At 67.7% G+C, this 19,359-nt stretch carries 22 protein-coding genes and 1 tRNA gene; 14 read left to right on the top strand and 9 right to left on the bottom strand.

The features are described 5' to 3' along the window. Positions 1-30: 30 nt before the first annotated feature. Together ACZ48X_RS09855 and ACZ48X_RS09850 are read left to right on the top strand one after the other, a co-directional pair. Positions 31-294 (top strand): hypothetical protein, encoded by a 264-nt coding sequence (locus ACZ48X_RS09855; RefSeq protein WP_336350869.1) that lies wholly within the window; start codon positions 31-33, stop codon positions 292-294. A 101-nt stretch (positions 295-395) separates the two neighbouring features. Continuing rightward, positions 396-566, top strand: a complete 171-nt coding sequence (locus ACZ48X_RS09850) for a DUF1059 domain-containing protein (RefSeq protein ID WP_336350868.1) — start codon at positions 396-398, stop codon at positions 564-566. 52 nt (positions 567-618) lie between these two features. Here the strand turns inward: ACZ48X_RS09850 and ACZ48X_RS09845 are convergent, their stop codons facing one another. Further along, positions 619-1,362 carry a sensor domain-containing protein gene (locus ACZ48X_RS09845; protein ID WP_336350867.1) on the bottom strand — a complete coding sequence of 248 codons (744 nt, stop codon included), beginning with the start codon at positions 1,360-1,362 and terminating at the stop codon, positions 619-621. Positions 1,363-1,554: 192 nt separating this feature from the next. Here ACZ48X_RS09845 and ACZ48X_RS09840 point away from each other — a divergent pair, with 192 nt between their 5' ends. From ACZ48X_RS09840 to ACZ48X_RS09825, 4 genes are all read left to right on the top strand, one after another. Then, a complete protein-coding gene (locus ACZ48X_RS09840; protein WP_336350866.1) occupies positions 1,555-1,899 on the top strand; it encodes an ArsR family transcriptional regulator in 345 nt (114 codons plus the stop codon). Next, positions 1,896-2,234, top strand: coding sequence for a hypothetical protein (locus ACZ48X_RS09835; protein ID WP_336350865.1), 339 nt, complete (start codon positions 1,896-1,898; stop codon positions 2,232-2,234). The genes ACZ48X_RS09840 and ACZ48X_RS09835 overlap by 4 nt, the downstream gene beginning before the upstream one ends. 370 nt (positions 2,235-2,604) lie before the next feature. Continuing rightward, positions 2,605-2,889, top strand: a complete 285-nt coding sequence (locus ACZ48X_RS09830) for a DUF7521 family protein (RefSeq protein ID WP_336350864.1) — start codon at positions 2,605-2,607, stop codon at positions 2,887-2,889. Between the two features lie 96 nt (positions 2,890-2,985). Next, complete coding sequence (locus ACZ48X_RS09825) at positions 2,986-3,609, top strand: sensor domain-containing protein (protein ID WP_336350863.1); 624 nt, start codon at positions 2,986-2,988, stop codon at positions 3,607-3,609. A gap of 159 nt (positions 3,610-3,768) precedes the next feature. On the opposite strand, the gene ACZ48X_RS09820 is transcribed toward ACZ48X_RS09825, so the two are convergent. Both ACZ48X_RS09820 and ACZ48X_RS09815 read right to left on the bottom strand, forming a co-directional pair. Further along, the gene (locus ACZ48X_RS09820; protein WP_336350862.1) at positions 3,769-4,590 is read right to left on the bottom strand and encodes a DUF4097 family beta strand repeat-containing protein; all 822 of its coding nucleotides are present in this window, start codon (positions 4,588-4,590) and stop codon (positions 3,769-3,771) included. A 126-nt stretch (positions 4,591-4,716) separates the two neighbouring features. Further along, positions 4,717-5,124: a DUF5788 family protein gene (locus tag ACZ48X_RS09815; protein WP_336350861.1), complete on the bottom strand. Its 408-nt coding sequence runs from the start codon at positions 5,122-5,124 to the stop codon at positions 4,717-4,719. 108 nt (positions 5,125-5,232) lie between these two features. On the opposite strand from ACZ48X_RS09815, the gene ACZ48X_RS09810 reads away from it, so the two are divergent. Both ACZ48X_RS09810 and ACZ48X_RS09805 read left to right on the top strand, forming a co-directional pair. Beyond that, the gene (locus ACZ48X_RS09810) at positions 5,233-6,159 is read left to right on the top strand and encodes a DUF7351 domain-containing protein (RefSeq protein WP_336350860.1); all 927 of its coding nucleotides are present in this window, start codon (positions 5,233-5,235) and stop codon (positions 6,157-6,159) included. 417 nt (positions 6,160-6,576) lie between these two features. After that, positions 6,577-8,421, top strand: a complete 1,845-nt coding sequence (locus tag ACZ48X_RS09805) for a multicopper oxidase family protein (protein ID WP_336350859.1) — start codon at positions 6,577-6,579, stop codon at positions 8,419-8,421. 354 nt (positions 8,422-8,775) lie between these two features. Here the strand turns inward: ACZ48X_RS09805 and ACZ48X_RS09800 are convergent. Further along, positions 8,776-8,860 (bottom strand) — tRNA-Leu (locus ACZ48X_RS09800). Positions 8,861-9,090: 230 nt separating this feature from the next. Between ACZ48X_RS09800 and ACZ48X_RS09795 the strand changes: the two genes are divergently transcribed. Beyond that, positions 9,091-9,537 (top strand): SRPBCC family protein, encoded by a 447-nt coding sequence (locus ACZ48X_RS09795; RefSeq protein WP_336350858.1) that lies wholly within the window; start codon positions 9,091-9,093, stop codon positions 9,535-9,537. A gap of 132 nt (positions 9,538-9,669) precedes the next feature. Here the strand turns inward: ACZ48X_RS09795 and ACZ48X_RS09790 are convergent, their stop codons facing one another. Together ACZ48X_RS09790 and ACZ48X_RS09785 are read right to left on the bottom strand one after the other, a co-directional pair. Next, positions 9,670-10,011 carry a ferredoxin gene (locus tag ACZ48X_RS09790; RefSeq protein WP_336350857.1) on the bottom strand — a complete coding sequence of 114 codons (342 nt, stop codon included), beginning with the start codon at positions 10,009-10,011 and terminating at the stop codon, positions 9,670-9,672. 82 nt (positions 10,012-10,093) lie between these two features. After that, the gene (locus ACZ48X_RS09785) at positions 10,094-10,567 is read right to left on the bottom strand and encodes a carbohydrate-binding protein (RefSeq protein WP_336350856.1); all 474 of its coding nucleotides are present in this window, start codon (positions 10,565-10,567) and stop codon (positions 10,094-10,096) included. A 60-nt stretch (positions 10,568-10,627) separates the two neighbouring features. On the opposite strand from ACZ48X_RS09785, the gene ACZ48X_RS09780 reads away from it, so the two are divergent. Next, the gene (locus tag ACZ48X_RS09780; RefSeq protein ID WP_336350855.1) at positions 10,628-14,071 is read left to right on the top strand and encodes a thrombospondin type 3 repeat-containing protein; all 3,444 of its coding nucleotides are present in this window, start codon (positions 10,628-10,630) and stop codon (positions 14,069-14,071) included. 48 nt (positions 14,072-14,119) lie between these two features. On the opposite strand, the gene ACZ48X_RS09775 is transcribed toward ACZ48X_RS09780, so the two are convergent. Continuing rightward, positions 14,120-14,698 (bottom strand): peptidylprolyl isomerase, encoded by a 579-nt coding sequence (locus tag ACZ48X_RS09775; protein WP_336350854.1) that lies wholly within the window; start codon positions 14,696-14,698, stop codon positions 14,120-14,122. Between the two features lie 146 nt (positions 14,699-14,844). Here ACZ48X_RS09775 and ACZ48X_RS09770 point away from each other — a divergent pair, with 146 nt between their 5' ends. The 3 genes from ACZ48X_RS09770 to ACZ48X_RS09760 all read left to right on the top strand — a co-directional run bounded on the left by ACZ48X_RS09770 (position 14,845) and on the right by ACZ48X_RS09760 (position 16,840). Further along, entirely contained in the window at positions 14,845-15,813 is a 969-nt protein-coding gene (locus tag ACZ48X_RS09770; RefSeq protein WP_336350853.1) for a succinylglutamate desuccinylase/aspartoacylase family protein, read from the top strand. 155 nt (positions 15,814-15,968) lie between these two features. Next, positions 15,969-16,676: a class I SAM-dependent methyltransferase gene (locus tag ACZ48X_RS09765; RefSeq protein WP_336350852.1), complete on the top strand. Its 708-nt coding sequence runs from the start codon at positions 15,969-15,971 to the stop codon at positions 16,674-16,676. After that, entirely contained in the window at positions 16,673-16,840 is a 168-nt protein-coding gene (locus ACZ48X_RS09760) for a hypothetical protein (RefSeq protein WP_336350851.1), read from the top strand. Before ACZ48X_RS09765 ends, ACZ48X_RS09760 begins: the two co-directional genes overlap by 4 nt. 135 nt (positions 16,841-16,975) lie before the next feature. On the opposite strand, the gene ACZ48X_RS09755 is transcribed toward ACZ48X_RS09760, so the two are convergent. Together ACZ48X_RS09755 and ACZ48X_RS09750 are read right to left on the bottom strand one after the other, a co-directional pair. Next, on the bottom strand, positions 16,976-17,365 hold the full coding sequence (locus tag ACZ48X_RS09755) for a hypothetical protein (protein ID WP_336350850.1): 390 nt from the start codon (positions 17,363-17,365) through the stop codon (positions 16,976-16,978). Positions 17,366-17,504: 139 nt separating this feature from the next. Further along, on the bottom strand, positions 17,505-18,575 hold the full coding sequence (locus tag ACZ48X_RS09750) for an anthranilate phosphoribosyltransferase (RefSeq protein WP_336350849.1): 1,071 nt from the start codon (positions 18,573-18,575) through the stop codon (positions 17,505-17,507). Between the two features lie 97 nt (positions 18,576-18,672). Here ACZ48X_RS09750 and ACZ48X_RS09745 point away from each other — a divergent pair, with 97 nt between their 5' ends. Continuing rightward, a complete protein-coding gene (locus tag ACZ48X_RS09745) occupies positions 18,673-19,359 on the top strand; it encodes an HAD family hydrolase (protein ID WP_336350848.1) in 687 nt (228 codons plus the stop codon).

The following is a 19,359-nucleotide window of genomic DNA, read 5'->3' as shown; positions in this document are numbered from 1 at the left end:
TTTTGCTCGCGACCACGGAACGACGACGTGATGCTGCTCGCGCTCGCGCTCGCCGTCGCGTTCGCGGTCGTCGTCGGGACCGTCGCCGTCCGCCAGCGACGCCGTTCGCCCACCGTCGAATCGCTGCCGGGCGTCGTCGGCGCCACGAGCGCCGCCGCCCTCGCTGGGTACGTCCTCGGTGACGGACTCGGCTCCTACGGGACCCTACTCGGGTACGGCGTCCTCGCGCTCGCCGTCGTCGGCGTGTTCGTCGGGCACGCCGCGACGCTTCCAGCGCACGACGCCGACGCCTGACCGACGTTCCGGCCGACCCGGCCGCTCGCTTGCGTTCACGCGTCGTTTCCCGTGGAAACCGAGTCATAACGATACGCCGCCGCCACCTGCCATGATGTGCTATGCCACGACACCTCGAGTGCGTCGTCGACGGCTGCGACGCCGTCATCGAAGCCGACACCGACGACGCCATCATCGAACAGGCCGCAGCGCACGCACGAGAAGCGCATCCCGAACTCGACATCGACGACGAGATGGAGCGCGAACTCCGCTCGCACATTACAACCATCTAACCCGAGTGGCGGGGGACGGTCCCCCGACCACCGGCGACCGTCCGGGCCTCGTTCAGTTCTCGCCGGCGAGCGGCGCGTACGCGTCGTCGAGCATGAACGCCGTGTACCAGCGCGCACCGCGAGCGAGCAGGTTCAGCGCGTGCAACCCGAGGACGAGCAGGAGTGCGCCAGCGACGGCGACGAACAGGGCGTCGCCGAACGTCCTGACGCGCCACGCGTCGAGCGTCCATACCGCCTCGAAGCCGACGAGGAGCTTGTTCCACGCGACGTACAGCGACGGATGTAGTTCGACGGGACGGTCCGTCACGACGCCGACGTACAGCCCCGGCTCTCGGTAGTAAAGCGGCACGAGGAGCATGCTGACGCCGGTCGCGAGGACGCTCGTCGCGAGCACGACCCCGAGCGTCCCGAACGCGAGCTTCGACGGGAGGTAGAGCACGGTCTTCCACGTCGAGGTATCGGTCAGGACCGCGACCGTGCGCTCGCGGAGCGACCCGTCCGCGGGGAGCGCGCGCGACCCGACGTCGAGGTCGAGGAGGTGCCTGGCGAGGACGCGCTCGACCGAGCCGGCGACGAGCGCGCCGACGACCGTCAGGAGGAAGATGGGAACGCCGACGAGGACGACGGTGAGCCCGACACCGAGGACCAGGCCGACGGAGACGAACACGAGGTAGGCGACGCCGAGCGGGAACGCCAGGCAGAGATAGCAGAGGTTCAGGTACGTCTGCGAGCGGACGGGAACGTCGACGAACGCACGGAGGCGAGCGGCGAGCGAACTGGACCGCGTCGAGGACATCGGTACCTAACTCAGCCGGCAGTTCGAGTATAAACGTTCGGGTCGAGTTGGCGAGCGAGCAACTCGGCCCGGGGACTCCTGGTGGCGGCCGAGAGTGGTCGACGTGATGTGTTCGTCGGGTCCTGGTTCGCCGCAGTCGCTCGCCCGTCCGACCGCGACGCTTTTGTCGACGGTCCAAGTAATCGCGTGACGATGCCACCGGAGGCCGAGGTCGACGAGATCGTGGACCTCATCAGCGACGCCTACGCGTGGCGCATCCTCGTGCAGACGCGCAACGAGGCGAAGTCCGTGGACGCACTCAGCGACGCGTGCGACGCCGACCCGTCCACGATCTACCGGCGCGTCGAACGCCTCCAGGACGCGGACCTCCTCACGGACGACCAGATGCTCGACCCGGACGGCCACCACTACAAGGTCTACAGCGCGAACCTCGACGCCGTCCACGTCTACCTCGAAGAGCACGGATTCGACGTCGACGTCGACCGTCGCGAGGACCCGAGCGACCGCTTCACGCGCCTCTACGAGGGATTCAAATGACCGCGAGCGTCCCCCTATCGTCCGCGAGTCCGCTGCAGACGACGACCGGCGGCGATCCGCTCGTCGTCCTCGCGGCACTCGGCGCGCTGTTCGTCGCGACCGTCCTCTCGCTGTACCTCGCGCTCCGCCTCTATCGCGGCTACCAGGACGGCGGCCAGCCGGGGATGGCGGCGCTCGGCGTCGGACTCGTCCTCCTGACGACCGTCCCGATGACGCTCCGGGTCGTGCTCGCGACCGTGCCGGGCGTCGACGGGACGACGCGCGTCCTCGCGGTCACCGCCAGCCAGCTCGCCGGCCTCCTCCTCATTCTCGGGGTGGTTTACGGTGGGCGTTGACGCGTACGGGCGCCTCCAGGCGGCCGTTTCCGGTGTGCTGGAGGTGGTTTACGGTGGGAGATGAAGCGTACGGGCGCCTCCAGGCGGCCGTTTCCGGTGTGATGGAGGTGGTTTACGGTGGGCGTTGACGCGTACGGGCGCCTCCAGGCGGCCGTTTCCGGTGTGCTGGAGGTGGTTTACGGTGGGAGATGAAGCGTACGGGCGCCTCCAGGCGGCCGTTTCCGGTGTGATGGAGGTGGTTTACGGTGGGCGTTGACGCGTACGGGCGCCTCCAGGCGGCCGTTTCCGGTGTGCTGGAGGTGGTTTACGGTGGGCGTTGACGCGTACGGGCGCCTCCAGGCGGCCGTTTCGTCGTCGATGGAGGTGGCGTATGGCGGGCGTTGACCCGGGCACGATCGCGGCGATAGCCGCCGGCGGAACCGCTGCCGCGGGGAGCGTCGTCGCCGCGCTCGCGTACCGCGGCGCGAGACGGAACGACAGCGCGGCGATGCGGTACCTCGCCGTCGGTATCGCGTGCATCGCCGTCCTCCCGTTCGGGTTCCTGTACGGCCTCATGCCGCTGCTCGCGCTCTCGGACGCCCAGTCGCTGCTCGCGGTGTCGCTCGCGAACGTCGCCGGCCTCCTCGCCATCCTCTACTCGCTCGACGGCACCTGACGTCCGGATTCTGGTACTTGTAGCTTTGGGTCGGTTGGCGGCTCGGCAACTCGCCAGCGCTTGATATAGGGTGGTCGCGCGAACGTCAGGTTGCACATGACCCGATCGAACTCGTCGGCTGCGCGCCGGTCGTTCCTGGCCGCGCCCATCGACCCGTTCACGTACCGCACGCTCGGCTACCTCGCACTCGCCGCTCCCATCGGACTCGCGTACACGGTGCTCCTGAGCGTCGGCCTCGGGCTCTCGCTCGGCTTGAGCATCACGCCGCTCGGTCCCGTCGTCGTCGTCGCGACGCTGCTGGCCGTCGTCACGCTCGCGTGGCTCGACGCCCGCCTCACCGGCGGCGTCCTCGGCGTCGACGTCGCCCCCGAGTTCCCCGCCGTCGACCAGGGCGTCGTCGCGTTCCTGCAGGAGCTCGCGTTCGGTCGCGCGACCTGGACCGGCGTCGCGTTCCTCGCGTACCGCGCCGCCCTCGGCCTCGTCGCGTTCGTCGTCCTCGTCACCGGCCTCTCCCTCACGGCCGCACTCCTCCTCGCACCGTTCGCGTACGGCGACACGCTCGTCGTCCAGGCCACGACCACGCACGTCGTCGACACGTTCGCGGAGAGCGTCCTCGTCGCCGCCGCCGGCGTCCTCACCGGTCTCGGGACGCTGTACGCGACGAACCTCCTCGGTCGCGCCAGCGCACACGTCACCGACGCCCTCTTCCACGACGCCTGAGCGCGACCACGACCCCCGTCCTTCGGCTCACACCACGCACACGCGCCGCTCCTGTTCTTCCCCGTCGCTCCCGGTTCGAACTGCCGAGACCGATCCGCGACAGAATACGTGAGAAAAGGACCACACTACACAGTTGACCGCCGAACGCGGGGCGTTATCCTACCGGAGCGCCGACAGCGTCACGTCGCCCGTGTTCGTCTCGAACACGAGCTCGGGGCCGCCGTCGCCGAGCGTCCCCGACGCCGAATCCTCGCGCACCGACCCGTCGGCGAGCGACAGGTCGTTCACGACGACGTCGCCCGTGCTCGTCGACGCCCGCAGCGCCGCGTCGACGTCGGCGCCGATGGCCGCAGTCACGTCGCCCGTGCTCGTCTCGACGACCGTGTCACCGTCGATAGCGGGTATCTCGACGGTCAGGTCGCCCGTGCTCGCGGACGCCCCGCCGAACGCCTCCACGTCCTCGACGACGACGTCGCCCGTGCTCGTCTCCGCGCTCGCGGTGCCCGCGACCGACCGGAGCGTCACGTCACCGGTCGAACTCGCCGCCGTCACGTCCCCACGCACGTCCTGGACGTCGACGTCACCGACCTGCGTCTCGGTCTCGGCCACGGAGAGCGACGACGGCACCGTCACGTCCAGGTCCATCGACGGCTTCCCGGACAACCCGCCGTTCCCGGTCCACACCCCCCGCAACCGAACGCGGTCGTCGGGGCGCTCCACGCGGAACTCGAGCTTCGACAGGTCCGCGTTCACCGAACTCGACTGCTTCACGACGTCCACGTGCACGTCCTCGCGCTCCGCCGCGCGAACGGTCACGTCGCCGACGTCCACCGCCACCGCGAGCGCGGACGCGCCGTCGACGGGGACGCGCTCCGTCGACTCCTCGCGCTTCCCGACGAATGGCGTCAAGCCACTGCAGCCCGCCAGCGCGGCCGACAACGCCGCACCGGCGCCAGCGAGCAACCGCCGTCTGGAGGTCATTCCTACCATACCACAACCAACCCACCACGCATATTTCAACCGGAACGCACGACTGCGGACGCGCCAAGTCCCCCGAACGTTCAAATACGAGAAGTCACGGGGACTGGCTGGTCGACTGGAGGACGCTCAGTTCGCCGCGAGGTCCATGAGCGCACGGAGCTCCTCGGCGTCCTCCAGTTGCTTCCGGCGGAGCTGCTCCTCGATACCCGGCTCGTCCAGCCCCTCGAGTGCGTTCAACGCCCGGTCGATGCCGCGCACGCTCCGGACGATGGCCTCGCCCGCTTCGACCGAGAGGGCCTCGCGCTCCAGGCGCTGTTTGCGCTGGAGGCGCTCGCGCTTCAGCGACCGCTTCAGGGACTCCAGTCGCTCGCGCTCGCTCTCGGGTATCGCGTCGACGTCGTCGCACTCGAAGAGGAACGCCTTCACGTCCACCGTCTTCCCCTGTACGGTCAACTCGTCGGGGATGTCGCCACCGACGGTCCCCGACCGCCGCTGTAACTTCGACAGCAACCGCCGTCGCTCGCTGTCCTTCATTGGTCTACTCGAACCGACGGACGGCGGTGAATTAGGCGTTCCGAGCAACGCATTACTCTAACTCGCTCGACACGAACGCTTACGGCGGCTGCGACGAACCAGAGAACGATGGACCGCGCTGATACCGACCGGCACGGCGACCGCGCCGACGCCGACTCCCACGGCGACCGCGACCCCTACGCCGACACCGACGTGACCGCCGTCTTCGAGCGCGTCAGTCACCCCACGCGCCTCGACGTCCTCGACGCGCTCGCGGACGCCCACGCCGCCGACCCGACCGACCCCTGGCTCGCGTACACCGACCTCAAGACCGCCGTCGACGTCCGCGACAACGGGAACTTCAACTACCACCTCGACGCGCTCGACGACTTCGTCGTCAAAGCCGACGCCGGCTACCGGCTCTCCCGTACCGGCATGGAACTCCTCACCACCGCCGCCTCCGGCGTCCTCGACACCGACTGGACGTGGGGCCCACGCGACGCCCCCGGCACGTGCCCGTTCTGCGACGACGCCCTCGAGTTCCACTACACCGACGGCAAACTCCAACTCACCTGTGGCATCGACGAGCACGCGATGGCGCTCTCCGCGCCACCCAGCCTCCTCCAGACCACGCCCGACGACGAACTCGCCGACAATATCGCGTTCCTCGGCTACCAGTGGAGCCAGAGCATCCGCCAAGGCGTCTGCACCGACTGCCACGCCCACGTCACCGGCCACGTAGACCACGGCGGCCTCCAACCCGACCACCACCACTACCGCGCCGACTGCAAGCGCTGCGGCTACCAGCACGGCGTCCCCCTCGGCCTCCACCTCCTCACCCACCCCACCGTCACCCACTTCCACCACAACCACGACATCGACCCCCGCACCACCCCCTGGTGGACGCTCCACTGGACCACCCCCGGCACCGAGACCACACTCCAAACAGACCCCATCGAACTCGAAGTCGCCATCGAACTCGACGACGAAACGCTCACACTCACCATCGACCACGACGGCACCATCACCGACACCCAGCGAACGCGGAGCGAGTGACCGCTCGCCCCGAACGCACGTCCAGCCCCGTTACCAGCCGACGCCAACGCAGCACACAATCGCGAAACCTCTCACCACCCTCCTCACGACCGCACCGCCTCACTTGAACCGATAGATACAGGATGAGGCTGTATCGCGCTGGAGGAGAATCTACCTCAAAGTTGTTAGAATCAGTGTGCAAGATATAGAGGATAGTGCAGCAGACTGAGGAGGAGTCTGGGATACGTACTTGATATCGGGGATACACGTGGCTGGGATTGTGGTGTGACCTTTTGGTAAATGGGCACTACTCACTTCGTTATCTCGATTAAAAATTTGATTACAATATACGGAGCGTATCGTTAGTTGCGAATAGCCTGTTACGAGAGGGGGTCGTTTTCGCAACCTCTCCGAAGTAACAGGGAACAGCCCTTAATTATGAGTGACCGACGAAAGCAATCACGCTACCTGAATCGACGGACCGTTCTCAAAGCAGGCGGGGCTGCCGGCCTCGCTGCGGCAGCGCCCTGGACCACGGGACGAGTTGAAGCCGTTACCGGCGACACGGAGCTGCCGGTCGAAGATCACAAGTGGGAAGATCCGCTCCCGCGGCCGGGAACGTTGACGCCAGCCAGCCGGAAGGGTCAGACCGACCGCTACGAGATAGAACTGACCGAATTCACGCAGACGGTGCTTCCCAGTTCACTGGGGAAGACCACGACACTCTGGGGGTACGAAGGGACGTATCCCGCAGGGACCATCGAGGCACGACCCGGACGGTCCGTCGAAGTCGAATACATCAACAACCTCCCCTCGGACCACCTGTTGAGCGTCGACGAACGGGTCCACGGCGCGGGCCAGGGCGCACCCGCCGTCCGGACGGTTACCCACCTCCACGGCGGGGTGGCCGCTCCGGAGGACGACGGGTACCCCGAAGCGTGGATCTCGTCGGGTGGCCAGACCGCCGGGGACATCGCAAGCGTCCCGAACAGCGAAGTTCCGTACAAGAACCCCAAGGAGTACCCGAACGACCAGAAACCGGGGACGCTGTGGTACCACGACCACGCGCTCGGCATCACGCGCCTGAACGTGTACGCCGGTCTGGCGGGCTTCTACCTGCTCCGGGACCCGATGGAGAACGCCCTCCCGAGCGAGCAGTACGAGATCCCGGTCCTCTTTCAGGACCGGACGTTCGAATCGAACGGCGACCTGTTCTACCCGCCCGGAGACAATGACGAGTACGAGGCGGAGTTCGCCGGCGACATCCCGGTCGTCAACGGCAAGGTGTATCCCTACCTCGAAGTCGAACCCAGGTCGTACCGGTTCCGGTTCCTGAACGGGTCGAACAACCGGACGTTCAACCTGCGGTTCTACAACGAGGACACAGACTCGTATAGCGACGTTCCGCTGATGCAACAGATCGGTGTGGACCTCGGCTTCCTAGACGAAGTTGTCGAGGTGGGTCCTGGCGGTACGGTCGGCCCAGAGGGGCCAATCGATTCGATGCTTCTCTCTGGGGCCGAGCGGGCGGACGTGGTCGTCGACTTCAGTGGCTACGAGGGGACGACGTTCACAGTGAAAAACAACGCTGAGTTCCCCTACGCAGGCGAGAACAGCGGACCAGACCTCGACTCAATCGGCGAGATGCTTCAGATCCGCGTCACCGACTCCACCTCCAACCGGGGTAACGATGTCAATCTCGATGGGTTCCTGAATGGCGTCAACGGGAAGTATCAGGAACCGGAGACGAATCCGTCTGGAATCACCCGGACGTTCACGCTCGACAGCGCGGTGTTCACGGTCGAGAGTGGCGACTTCGAAGGAGACGAACTGGACAGCCACTTCCTCGACCTCGCGCTCTGGGAGGACGACGACGCGATCGTGAATCCGACGCTCGGCACCTCCGAAGTCTGGGAGCTGTACAACACCACGGGTGACTCCCACCCGATCCACCTACACCTCGTCGACTTCGAAGTGCTCGAACGGGAGAGCTTCACCTGGGACGACGAAGCGGGGTACCAGGACGCTGCCCAGGCCTTCATCGACGGCGAGACTACCACGAGGCCGGACATCTCGAACTACGTGACGCCCTCTGAAGCGCCCACACTACCGAACCCGAACAACCGTTTCCACAAGGATACGGTGCTGGTCAACCCGCAGGAGGTGGTCCGTATCAGGCCCGACTTCACCGGATTCACCGGCCTGTATCCCTGGCACTGCCACATCCTCGAACACGAGGACCAGGAGATGATGCTCCCCTACGAGGTGGTGTCACCGGAGTAGAGGCCATCCGTCGAAACGGGCGCTTTTCCTCCGTCTCCTGAAACTGGCTCAAGATTTTCCCCGTACCAAGCCAATGCTGAACGGAGGTACATGCAAGATTCGCGGGGTGTTTTCAGTACGACTCTTTGGACATCAACGTAATCTGGCAGAACCTATGGCGGTACCTTCGCACACCAACTTCGCGGCCGTTTCAGCGCACAAGAGGACGAAACAACCGAACAAAATGGAACCGTCGGAGCGACAATGCGAGGGGAGGGATTCGAACCACGGTCACTCCACTCGCTACGCTCGTTTCGCTCCCTGATTCGAATCCTCTTCCGATACTCGTCCCTCACGATGTGTTCGGGACGAGTATGCGAGGGGAGGGATTCGAACCCACGAACTCCTACGAGAGCGGATCTTAAGTCCGCCGCCTTTGGCCTGGCTCAGCCACCCTCGCTCGTCCGGCCTTACCGCCGGGGCCCCCAAGTCGGTTTCGCTTACTGCGGGCACCTCCACCGAACCCACTTCGCCGTTCCCGTCCCCGAACGCACGAGAACGTATCTGGTATCTTACGAATCCTATCTCTTCAAGTTCCCTGGACGCGTCTGAACGAGTGTACAACTCCCTTTCTCGCAACGGTCCATCGTCGAGGAACTGCGCGACTCGGTTTGTTACAGAGCACCCACAATGCCCACATTCGAGCACACTATCGACATTGCAGCGCCTACCGACCAGGTCTTCGCGTTCAACGACGACCCGCAGAACTGGATTCGAACGAACGCCAGCCTCGTCTCCGTCGACGTCGGCGAGGAGACCGACGACGGCATCCGGATGGACACCACGTACCGGCTGCTCGGGATGGAGCTCGACGGCGGTCTCACCCTGAGCCACGTCGAACCCACCGAGCACACCATGGTGTTCGAGAACGGCGGCATGACCGGCGAGATACACTTCGAGTACGCCGAGACCCCCACCGGGACGCGCGTCGTCCAGCGCGCCGACTACGAGTTCGGCGACAGCCTCCGCGACCGCATCGTCGCACCCGTCGCGAAGATGTACAACAAGCGCCAGTTCAAGCAGAGCCTCGAACTCACGAAGGACCTCATCGAGGCCGAAGCGAAGATCGAAGCCTGACTCACGCTCAGGTTCCCCGCCCGGTCTCGCTCCTCGAACCACACGTCTCTCTCCCGATCGAACGTGCTCTCCTTCTGCCGTCGCCCGCACGCCGACAGGACGCTGACCCCCTCGTCGACGCTCGAGGCCGACCTACCAGTCCACGCTCAGCGTGCCGTCGCCGTGCGGATTCGGTGCGATCTCCTCGTCCGTGCGGCGGTCGACGACGTGGATGATGCCGACGTCCTTCTTCGCCGGGCACGCCTCCGCCGCCGCGAGGTTGTGCTCGAGGTCGTCCTCGCCGAAGAAGTACGTCTTCGGGGTTCCCAGGCCGCTGTCGATACTCATCTCCCAGTTCGTCGACTTCTCCGCGCACTTGCCCGCGCCGAAGCACAGGTTCGCCTCGAAGATTATCTTGTACGGCGCCTCCTCGACCGGTGGCGCGTTCGCCTCCCCGATCTCGCTCGGCGCGTGCGCGTCCTCGCTGTCGCTCATTGGCGGGACTCGGGGCCGCGGTAACTTTCGGTTGTCGGTCCCGCGCTCGCTGCCGGGCCGCGGTCGAACCGGGTTGCGGCCGCTACTCGCCAGTGGACTTGCCGGCGGATTCGCCGAACAGGACGGGCGGGTCGCGGTTCGACGTGACGACGAGCTTGTCCAGCGCCGCGTCGTCCTCGCGGAACGCGACCGTGAGCGTGTGGGTGCCGGCGTCCAGATTGAAGCGTTTCGGTGGCGCGCCGTCGCGGTCGTGGTCGGGGACGGACTCCCACTCCCAGCTCCCGCGTCGCGACCGCATGCGGTCCCAGCGCACCCACTCGCGGTCGTCCACGCGGAGCCAGAACGAGTCGCTCTCGCTGTCCGGGACCTGCACGCGACCGCGGACCTCGTACTCGCCGGCGCGTTCGACGTCGAACTCGTATGTCGCGTACCCCTCGCTCGGCGGTTCGCCGCCGGCGTCCACGCCGCGGGTCGTGATGTACTTCCCGCCGCTCGCGTTCGGCGACTCCTCGACGACCCACGGCCGCTCGACGTCGTCTCGAAACCCGGGTTCCACGACCACGGCGCGCGCGCCGGCCCGACGGTCCGCGTCCGGAACCAGACCGCCGTGTCGAACATGACGGTCCGCCTTCCGGTGACGACCGACGATGCACTCGCGAACGTGACCGTCTACCGGTGGGAAGCAGGCGCCAACGAGACGTGGCACGCGACCTCGCGGAACGTCACGCGCGAGAACGGCACGGTCGCCGTAACCGTCGACGACGGCGGGTACTTCGCGGCCCTGAACCGCACCGAGTGGCGGTCGCTCACGAGCATCGACCGCGGCGAGGGCGTCACGCTCGTCGCGGGCGAAGGCGTCGACAGCGACGGCGTCGGTGTCGCGTCGGTCGACGACGAGAACGCGACGACGGTCGACTGTCACGGCGACTGCGACAGCAACGGCTCCGTCATCACCATCTCGAGTACGTCCTCGACCGACGGTCGGTCGACCGACCGCACCGCGACGGACGCGAACGCTAGCACTGCTCCGTCGAACCGCACGACGAACGCGACGAATGGTTCGACCCCCGCGAGCGACGACGCCGACGAGCAACCGCCGTCCGGCCGGAACTCGTCGACCGAAGACGGCGCCAACTCGACCGCCTACCTCCCGCCGGGCATCGGCGGTCCCGGCGGCCCCGGCGGTGGCGGCGGTGGTGGCGGTGGTGGCGGCGGTGGCGGAGGTGGTGGCGGTGGTGGTGGCGGTGGTGGCGGCGGTGGCGGAGGTGGTGGCGGTGGTGGTGGCGGTGGTGGCGGTGGCGGCGGTATCGGCATCTGTTCGCAGTCCGTCGAGCCGATGAGTCTGCCGTGCATCCCGACTCCCCCCGGCGGCGGCGGCGGCGGCGGTGGCGGCGGTGGCGGTGGTGGCGGCGGTGGCGGTGGTGGCGGCGGTGGCGGTGGTGGCGGCGGCGGCGGTGGTGGTGGTGGCTGCCCACTGTCCGTGTGGACCGACAGCTGCCCCGAGGACTCCGACGGCGACGGCGTCATGGACGAGAACGACGAGTGCCCGGACGTGCCCGGCGAGGGAACGTACGGATGCCCCGTCGACTCCGACGACGACGGCGTGGACGACCCCGACGACAACTGCGAGAACACGCCGAATCCCGACCAGGTCGACACGGACGGTGACGGCGACGGCGATGCATGCGACTCCGACGACGACGGCGACGGCCTCGACGATGGTCCCGACGAGTGTCCGAAAGAGTCCGCGGATACTGAGAGCGGCTGTCCGGACAAGGACGGCGACGGCATACCGGACGACTCCGACAACTGCCTGAACACGCCGAATCCGGAGCAGGTGGACACCGACGGCGACGGTGACGGGAACGAGTGCGACTTCGACGACGACAACGACTACGTAGACGACGACGTCGACGACTGTCCGCTAGAACACGGGACTGCGGAGAACGGCTGTCCAGACGGCGACGGTGACGGCATCCCGGATGGAGACGACGAGTGCCCCGACGAGGCCGCCAACACCGAGAGCGGATGCCCGGATAGCGACGGCGACGGCATCCCCGACAAGGACGACGAATGTCCCGAAGAGGCAGGGAATACCGAGAGCGGGTGCCCTGACAGCGACGACGACGGCGTGTTCGACCACGAGGACAACTGTCCGGAGGTCGCGAACCCCGAGCAGGCGGACGCCGACGACGACGGCAAAGGGAACGCCTGCGACGACAGCACGACCGTCTCTACGTACCAGGTCGACGTTCCCGACACGCCGCACTCGACGATCGTGATGAACATGCGCGCCACCGCACCGCGGGCGAACTCGGTGGTCGCGGTCGTCGTGGAAGGCTCCGACGGCGGGAAGGACCGCTTCGAGATCGCCGGCCCCGAAGCCGGGAGCGGGTTCACCACGAGCGACGACGGCGTCCCGCGCGCATCCGGCGAGACGCGCAACGGGTCGCAGGTCGCCGCGACGACGAACGACGAGGCGTTCAAGTACTACAGTCTCCCCGTCGGCCAGTTCGGTGGCGACACCGTCGACGTGACGTTCGTCACCGCTCGCGGCGGCACCCTCGAGATCAAGGCCGACGACGTGTACGCGTACGGCGACACCGACGGCGACGGCCTCTACGACGCCTGGGAGAACCAGGACTGGACGATCCCGCGCGGTCCCGCCGGCTCGTTCTCGCCGGACCCGACGAGCTCGGACACCGACGGCGACGGCGTCATGGACAGCGTCGAGGTCGACCTCGGCACGTTCGAGGACGCCGGCGTCGGCCAGCCCGGCGAGACGCCGTACGAGAACCGCCAGGGCGCCATCACCGTCGTCTCCGCGAAGTCGAACCCGACGCTCGCCGACACCGACACCGACGGCGACGGCGTCAGCGATCCCGTCGAGTACGACCCCTACGAGGTGAGTCTGTTCACGAGTCGGTCGGACGCGAGAGGGTTCCGGCGGGCGCTGGTGAACGACTCGTTCGATCCGACGGATTACGTGACGACGGAGACCAGCCACAGTAGCGTGTTCGCGGCGGACACGGACGGTGACGGGTTGAACGACAGCGAGGAGCGCCGGCTGGGGACGACCGCGGACGAGGCGGATGCGGACCACGATTCGGTGTCGGACGCCGAGGAGATGGCGATGAAGCCGGCGGACCCGACGATGTTCGACGCGTCGGGCCCGGAGGTGACGGTCACGAGCGCGTCGTACGCGGACGGGACGTACTCGGTGCAGGCGGTGCTGTCGGACCCGAGCGGCGTGGGCGCGTACTCGGTGACGCTGGACGGTGAACAACGAGCGTCCGGGAACGGGGACTGGGAGCGGAACGTCACGGTGAGCGAGCAGATCGACGTTGGGGTGTTCGACCGGATGACGCGGTTCCTGGAGAACAACGAGTTGCGGTTGGTGGCGGAGGACAAGCACGGGAACGCGCGGTCGCGGTTAGCGTATTCGAGTTCGGACGTGTTCGTGGAGACGATCGAAGCGCACGGGCTCGAGGAGTGGTTGACGCCGACGATGGTGGCGCGGTTGGGTGTGCTGTCGGGGACGACCCAGGGTGCAGGTGAGGTGCTCGGGCAGCTCACGTCGCTGATAAAGAAGCCGAAGGAGTTCCTGGAGAAGCTGGCGGACGTCGACAAGTACGCGAAGCTGGTGAAGAACCTGGAGTCGCTGCCAGGGTTGCTGGTGGCGGGGTATCGCCAGCAGATGAACGCGTCGAACCCGTACTACGACCGGCAGGCAGGGGCGCCGACGAACGAGACGCGGTACGAGGCGTTCGCGACGGGGTACTACGCGGGCGTGGTACTGTTCGAGGTGGGGGTGTCGGCGGCCGGCGGTGTGGGCGTGGCGAAGCACCTGAAGAAGGTCGACACGATCGCGAACGCGGTGTCGAAACCGAAGGTGCAGAAAGCGCTGTCGTACTACCGGAAAGCCAAGCGCGTGAAGGCGGATGCGGAGCGGAAGCTGGTGACGGGGCCGGCGTTCGTCAAGGTCGCCGAGGACCCCGAGAAGCTACGGTTGATCGTTCCAACGGAGTACGTGAATACGGAGCGGGACTACCAACCGTAGACGGTCCACAGAAACGAGGGTGGACTCAACCGAGTTCGGCTTTGTAGCTCAGACGTCGGCGCCGGTGAGGTCGAGGTGGCTGACGTCGTCGTGGAAGTCGATGGATTCGATGCCGGCGTCGGTGTTGGGGTTGTCGCGGCCGTCGGTGTCGAGCGCGCCGAGTTCCTCGACGACGTCCATGCCGTCGGTGACCTTCCCGAAGACGGCGTGCTTGCCGTCGAGGTGCGGGGTCGCGCCGAGGGTGATGAAGAACTGGCTGCCGTTCGTGTCGGGGCCGGCGTTCGCCATGGAGAGGACGCCGGGGCCGTCGTGCGTGAGGTCGTCGACGAACTCGTCGTCGAACTGGTAGCCGGGGCCGCCGCGGCCGGTTCCCTCGGGGTCGCCGCCCTGGATCATGAAGTCCTCGATGATGCGGTGGAAGTCCGCACCGGCGTACAGCGAGTCGCCGCGTGTCTCGCCGGACTCGGGGTCGGCCCACGTCGTCGTGTCCGGGGCGGGCTCTTCGTTCGCGGCGGGGTCGTGAAGCGCGAGGCCGACGAAGTTCGTGACCGTTCGCGGCGCCTGCTCGTCGTAGAGCTCGATGTCGATGTCGCCGTGCGTCGTGTGGATGGTCGCAGCTATCGTCATGGTCGAGGGGACGGCCGCCTCCGGGATAACGTTGCCCCATCGGGCTGGCGGGACGGTGCGGTCGTGTGCTTGGTGCGTGGTCGTGTCGCCGCGAGTGGCGTTGGGGTGAGATTCAAGACCCGGCGCGCCGAAAACTGGCGTAACCGATGACGCGTTCGGCTCGCCATCGTCGCGAGGACGTGACGCTCGCTCGACTGCCGTCGGGCGTTCGAGTGTCGACGACGGTGCACGTGTACGAGGGGCCGGAAGCGGGGCCGACGGTGTACGTGCAGGCCGCCCAGCACGGCCGCGAGGTGAACGGTACGGAGGTCCTCAGACGGGTGCACGAGAAGCTCCCGCTCTCGGAGCTATCGGGGCGCGTGGTCGCGGTGCCGGTCGCGAACCCGGTGACGTTCGACCGCGTCGGGTACACCGCTCCGGCGTCCCTTGATTCCGTGAACGGGAACATGAATCGCGTGTGGCCGGGCGACGACGAGGGGTCGCTCCACGAGCGGATGGCGGCGGCGCTCTGGGCGTACGTCGCGGACGCGGACGCGGTCGTCGACCTCCACACGGGGAGTCCGGACCTCCTCACGCACGTCGTGTACCCGCACGGCGACGGCGAGGCGCGAGCGCTCGCCGAGGCGTTCGGCACGGACCTCCTGCTCGGTGAGCGCCGCGGCGAGGACGCCCCCGACGAGTGGCATCGCCGCGACTTCGACGGGAAGCTCCGCGTCGCCGCGGCGCGCGAGGGCATCCCCGCCATCACGCCCGAGCTCGCGCACTGCCGCGAGCTCGTCGAGCCCGCGGTCGAGGCCGGCGTTCGCGGCGTCATGAACGTCCTGCGGCACGTCGGCGTGCTCGACGGGCAGCCCATCACGACCGACCCCGTCGTCGCCCGGAACCACCTCGGGCGCGTCGACGCCGACGACTCCGGGCTGTTCCGCCCGAACCCCGCGCTCGAACTCGGCGAGCGCGTCGGCGCGGGCGACGACGTCGGCACCGTCTACGACCCGTCGACGTACGAGGTCCTGCACCGCGCGACGTTCGACCGCGACGGCCTCCTCTACGCCATCTCCCGCGAAGCCACCGTCAAGGCCGGCGATAGGCTCGCGAGCGTCGCCATCCACGACTGAATGGCATACGGCGGCCGCCAGACCGCCTTTTCTGCGCCCGACTGAATGGCATACGGCGGCCGCCAGGCCGCCGTTTCTCTCGGGGTGGACGGACCGAGCGCGACGGCCCTGCGGACCACAACGCACTTGCCAGTCCTCCGACTCGTCACGCGTCCATGACGGAGAACTCCAGCGACGACGACGGCGACGATGGCGGCGACGGCGGTGGCTGGGAGGGCGCGTACGCGAGCACCGACGCGGTCGGGTGGGATACCGGCGACCCACAGCCAGCGGTGAAAGACCTCGTCGACGCGGGGGCGTTCACCGACCCGGTGCTCGACGTCGGCTGCGGGCTCGGCACCGAATCCTGCTATCTCGCGAACGCGGGCTACGACGTCCTCGGCGTCGACGTCGCACCGACCGCCATCGAGCGCGCCCGCGAGACGGCCGCCGACCGCGACCTCGACGTCCGGTTCGAAGCCGGGGACGCGTTCGCGCTCGGCACTCCAGCGGGGGTCGTCGACGCCGACTGGGCGGGGTCGGTGCTCGACGTCGGCGTGTTCCACGCGATCGAACCAGCCCGTCGCAGCGCGTACGCCGACGCGCTCGCTCGCGTCCTCGAACCCGGCGGTCGCGCGTTCGTCCTCTCGTTCGCGCCCGGCGCACCCGAGGACTGGCCCCCGAACTTGATCTCGCGCGACGACGTCCGGGACGCGTTCGACGTCGGCGATTCCGACCGCGGGGATTCCGATGGCGAAGATTCCGACCACGGGGATTCCGACGGGGATTGGCGCGTCGTCGATCTCCGCGACGAGACGTACGTCTCTCGCGGTGGCGAGGTTCCGGCGCTGCTCGCGATCCTAGAGTGGAGCACGGAGGATTGAGGATCGCACTCCTCGACGCCTATCGCGGTCGGGAGATGGACGGCGACGTCCTCCTCGCCCGCATCGACCGCGACACCTCGCTCGTCGACCGACTCTCTCCGGACGCCGACCTCGCCGAGCGCGTCGTCTACGTCGACGCCCTCGACGCACCGATCGCCCTCTGAGTCGTCGAAGAACGATCGGCGACCGTCGCGTTCCGTGACGAAGCACTCGTTCTGTACCGGTGCGAGGTCCCGGCGTCGCTCTTGCAGTGCGGAAACGGGTCCGTCGAGAGCGCGCCGAGTCTGTGGCGGCGTCGCTCAGCTAGCGTCGCGGAGCGACAGCCAGGCGGTCGCGAGGACCGTTGCGGTGGTTCCGAGGACAAGTGCGAATCCCACGCCGACGACGACCGACATCGGTGCGAGTTCGCGGAGCGTGGGCGTCGAGAGCGCGAACGGCCACCCGGTCACGAGCGAGAACCCGAGTCCGGTCCCGAACGCGAACGCGAACCCGGATGGGACGCCGTAGCCCGAGACGACTGGTGCCGCAGTCAGGACTACGAGGACGACAGCTGCGGTCTCGGTCGATAACACCGTCGTGACGACGTCCGCTCCGAGGATCACACCGTTCAGGAGCAGTCCGAGCGCGAAGAACGCGACGAGCGAACGCCCGCTCGTTCGAACTTTTGGCGTCGAGAGCCGATCTAGCACGCCCAGGTGGTCGTTCGCACTACAGAAGGGTGCTTCGACGAACGGGTCGACGTCGACCCGAGCGCGATGCAGCGTTGCATCGACCGAGCGAGATGCAGTTCAGTGTCGCCCCGCGCTCGGCCATCCTGCTATAGCGTGGTCAGAACGCCCGCAGGTCCTCGAGCACTGCCTGTGCGCTCCCGTCCGCGATGACAGCGCGTGCGTCGTCGATGCCTGCTTCGATGCTGTCGACGTCGTCGCGAGCGTACATCCGGAGCGCGGCGTTGAGCGCGACCGCGTCGGCGTAGGCGTCCTCGCGGTCGCCCGCGAGCACCTCCTCGGTGATCTGCGCGGACTCGACGGCGACGTCGTCGACCTGGAGGTCCTCCTCCTCGACGTCCATCCCGTACTCCGCGGTCTCGATCTCGTAGTCGGTGAGTTCGTCCGTCTCCGCGACCCACTCCGCGACCTTCGTGTACCCGGGGCGGACGTCGTCGTAGCCCTCCATCCCCTGGAACATCACGACCTTCGAGACGTCGCTCTCCCGGCTCTCGGCGAACGTCTCGCAGACCTTCTTCGCGAACGCGAGGTGGTAGAACGACCCGAGGTGGACGTCGGCGTTCGCGGGGTTCGCGAGCGTCTCGACGGTGTTCACGAACGTCCGCACGCCCATCATGTCGCGGCGCTCCCAGAGGTCCTGGATGCCGGGCGCGAACGCCGGCTGGTAGTAGAACCCGAACCCGGTCTCGTCGACCATGTCCGCCGAATCACTCGGCGTGAGTTCGGTGTGCACGCCGAGTTCGTCGAGGACGTGCTTGTACGCGTCCTGCTTCTGCGTCGGCACGCGGTCGCCGGAGTGCACGACGACGGGGGTGCCGGCGGCGGCGGCGACGACGCCCGCGGCGACGCCGAAGATCATCGACCGGCCCTTCCCGTCGTAGTTCGCGCCGCAGTCCACGGGGTCGCAGTCGGGTTCGGCGACCTCGACGGTCTCCTCGCGCATCACGTCGACGTACGCGCCGAGCTCCTCGGGGTTGTTGCGCTTCCAGCGGTTCGCGAGCCAGAACGCGCCCAGCGTCGTGTGGTCGGGTTCGCCCGCGAGGATGCGCTGGAACGCCTCCCGTGCCTGGTCGCGGGTCATGTCCTCCGCGGACTTGTGCCCGCTGCCGACGACCTCCGTCATCAGGCGCTTCAACGGCCACTCGCCGAACCGCTGCTCTCCTGTTGCCATGCGCGGTCGTTGGAGCGGTCGCCGCAAAAGCCCCTCGGAAGCCCCCAGTCGCTGGGAATCGAACACGGCTTTAGCCGTCGGTCACGTACGTCCTGGCATGACCACTGCCGTCGACGCCGTTCTCTTCGACCTCGACGACACGCTCTGCGAGTACCGGCGGACGAGCGCGGAACTGCTCCACGAGTCGTTCGACGCGGTCGACGTCGACCCGTTCTTCGACGTCGAGGAGTACTACGCGGCCTACGAGCGCGTGGTGAACGACGACGACGACCACGACGGCATGCGGGAACTCCGCGAGCTCTGTTTCGCGGACCTCGCCGACGAGTACGGGTACTCGCGGGACCTCGCGTACGCGATGGCGGACCACTTCGCGGAGAGCCGCGACCACACCGACGTCGACCCGCTCCCGGGCGCCGAGGCGGCGGTGGAGGCGCTCGCCGCCGACCACGCGCTCGGCGTCGTCACGAACGGCGCCCCCGAGATGCAGGCCGAGAAGCTGTCCGCGCTCGACTTCGCCGACCGCTTCCAGACGGTCGTCTACGCGGGCTACGACGCGCCGGCGAAACCGGAACCGGACGCGTATCACGCCGCGCTCGCCGAGCTCGACGTCACCGCCGACCGCGCGGTTCACGTCGGGAACTCCCTGCGGACGGACGTCCCGGGCGCGCACAACGCCGGCGTGCGCTCCGCGTGGCTCCACGACGGCACCCCCGAACCGGACCCGGAACCGCACTACACTGTCGAGCGCCTCGACGACCTCGCGACGCCACCGTGGTCGGTGTGA

The sequence above is a fragment of the Halorubellus litoreus genome (assembly GCF_055378595.1).
The sequence above is the reverse complement of the archived record's forward strand: the minus strand, read 5'-3'. Positions and strand labels throughout refer to the sequence as shown.

Bases quoted from the DNA above. Each gene is read 5' to 3' on its own strand.
- ACZ48X_RS09855 (WP_336350869.1), top strand. From the start codon at position 31: ATGCTGCTCGCGCTCGCGCTCGCCGTCGCGTTCGCGGTCGTCGTCGGG.
- ACZ48X_RS09850 (WP_336350868.1), top strand. From the start codon at position 396: ATGCCACGACACCTCGAGTGCGTCGTCGACGGCTGCGACGCCGTCATC.
- ACZ48X_RS09845 (WP_336350867.1), bottom strand. From the start codon at position 1,362: ATGTCCTCGACGCGGTCCAGTTCGCTCGCCGCTCGCCTCCGTGCGTTC.
- ACZ48X_RS09840 (WP_336350866.1), top strand. From the start codon at position 1,555: ATGCCACCGGAGGCCGAGGTCGACGAGATCGTGGACCTCATCAGCGAC.
- ACZ48X_RS09835 (WP_336350865.1), top strand. From the start codon at position 1,896: ATGACCGCGAGCGTCCCCCTATCGTCCGCGAGTCCGCTGCAGACGACG.
- ACZ48X_RS09830 (WP_336350864.1), top strand. From the start codon at position 2,605: ATGGCGGGCGTTGACCCGGGCACGATCGCGGCGATAGCCGCCGGCGGA.
- ACZ48X_RS09825 (WP_336350863.1), top strand. From the start codon at position 2,986: ATGACCCGATCGAACTCGTCGGCTGCGCGCCGGTCGTTCCTGGCCGCG.
- ACZ48X_RS09820 (WP_336350862.1), bottom strand. From the start codon at position 4,590: ATGACCTCCAGACGGCGGTTGCTCGCTGGCGCCGGTGCGGCGTTGTCG.
- ACZ48X_RS09815 (WP_336350861.1), bottom strand. From the start codon at position 5,124: ATGAAGGACAGCGAGCGACGGCGGTTGCTGTCGAAGTTACAGCGGCGG.
- ACZ48X_RS09810 (WP_336350860.1), top strand. From the start codon at position 5,233: ATGGACCGCGCTGATACCGACCGGCACGGCGACCGCGCCGACGCCGAC.
- ACZ48X_RS09805 (WP_336350859.1), top strand. From the start codon at position 6,577: ATGAGTGACCGACGAAAGCAATCACGCTACCTGAATCGACGGACCGTT.
- ACZ48X_RS09795 (WP_336350858.1), top strand. From the start codon at position 9,091: ATGCCCACATTCGAGCACACTATCGACATTGCAGCGCCTACCGACCAG.
- ACZ48X_RS09790 (WP_336350857.1), bottom strand. From the start codon at position 10,011: ATGAGCGACAGCGAGGACGCGCACGCGCCGAGCGAGATCGGGGAGGCG.
- ACZ48X_RS09780 (WP_336350855.1), top strand. From the start codon at position 10,628: ATGACGGTCCGCCTTCCGGTGACGACCGACGATGCACTCGCGAACGTG.
- ACZ48X_RS09775 (WP_336350854.1), bottom strand. From the start codon at position 14,698: ATGACGATAGCTGCGACCATCCACACGACGCACGGCGACATCGACATC.
- ACZ48X_RS09770 (WP_336350853.1), top strand. From the start codon at position 14,845: ATGACGCGTTCGGCTCGCCATCGTCGCGAGGACGTGACGCTCGCTCGA.
- ACZ48X_RS09765 (WP_336350852.1), top strand. From the start codon at position 15,969: ATGACGGAGAACTCCAGCGACGACGACGGCGACGATGGCGGCGACGGC.
- ACZ48X_RS09750 (WP_336350849.1), bottom strand. From the start codon at position 18,575: ATGGCAACAGGAGAGCAGCGGTTCGGCGAGTGGCCGTTGAAGCGCCTG.
- ACZ48X_RS09745 (WP_336350848.1), top strand. From the start codon at position 18,673: ATGACCACTGCCGTCGACGCCGTTCTCTTCGACCTCGACGACACGCTC.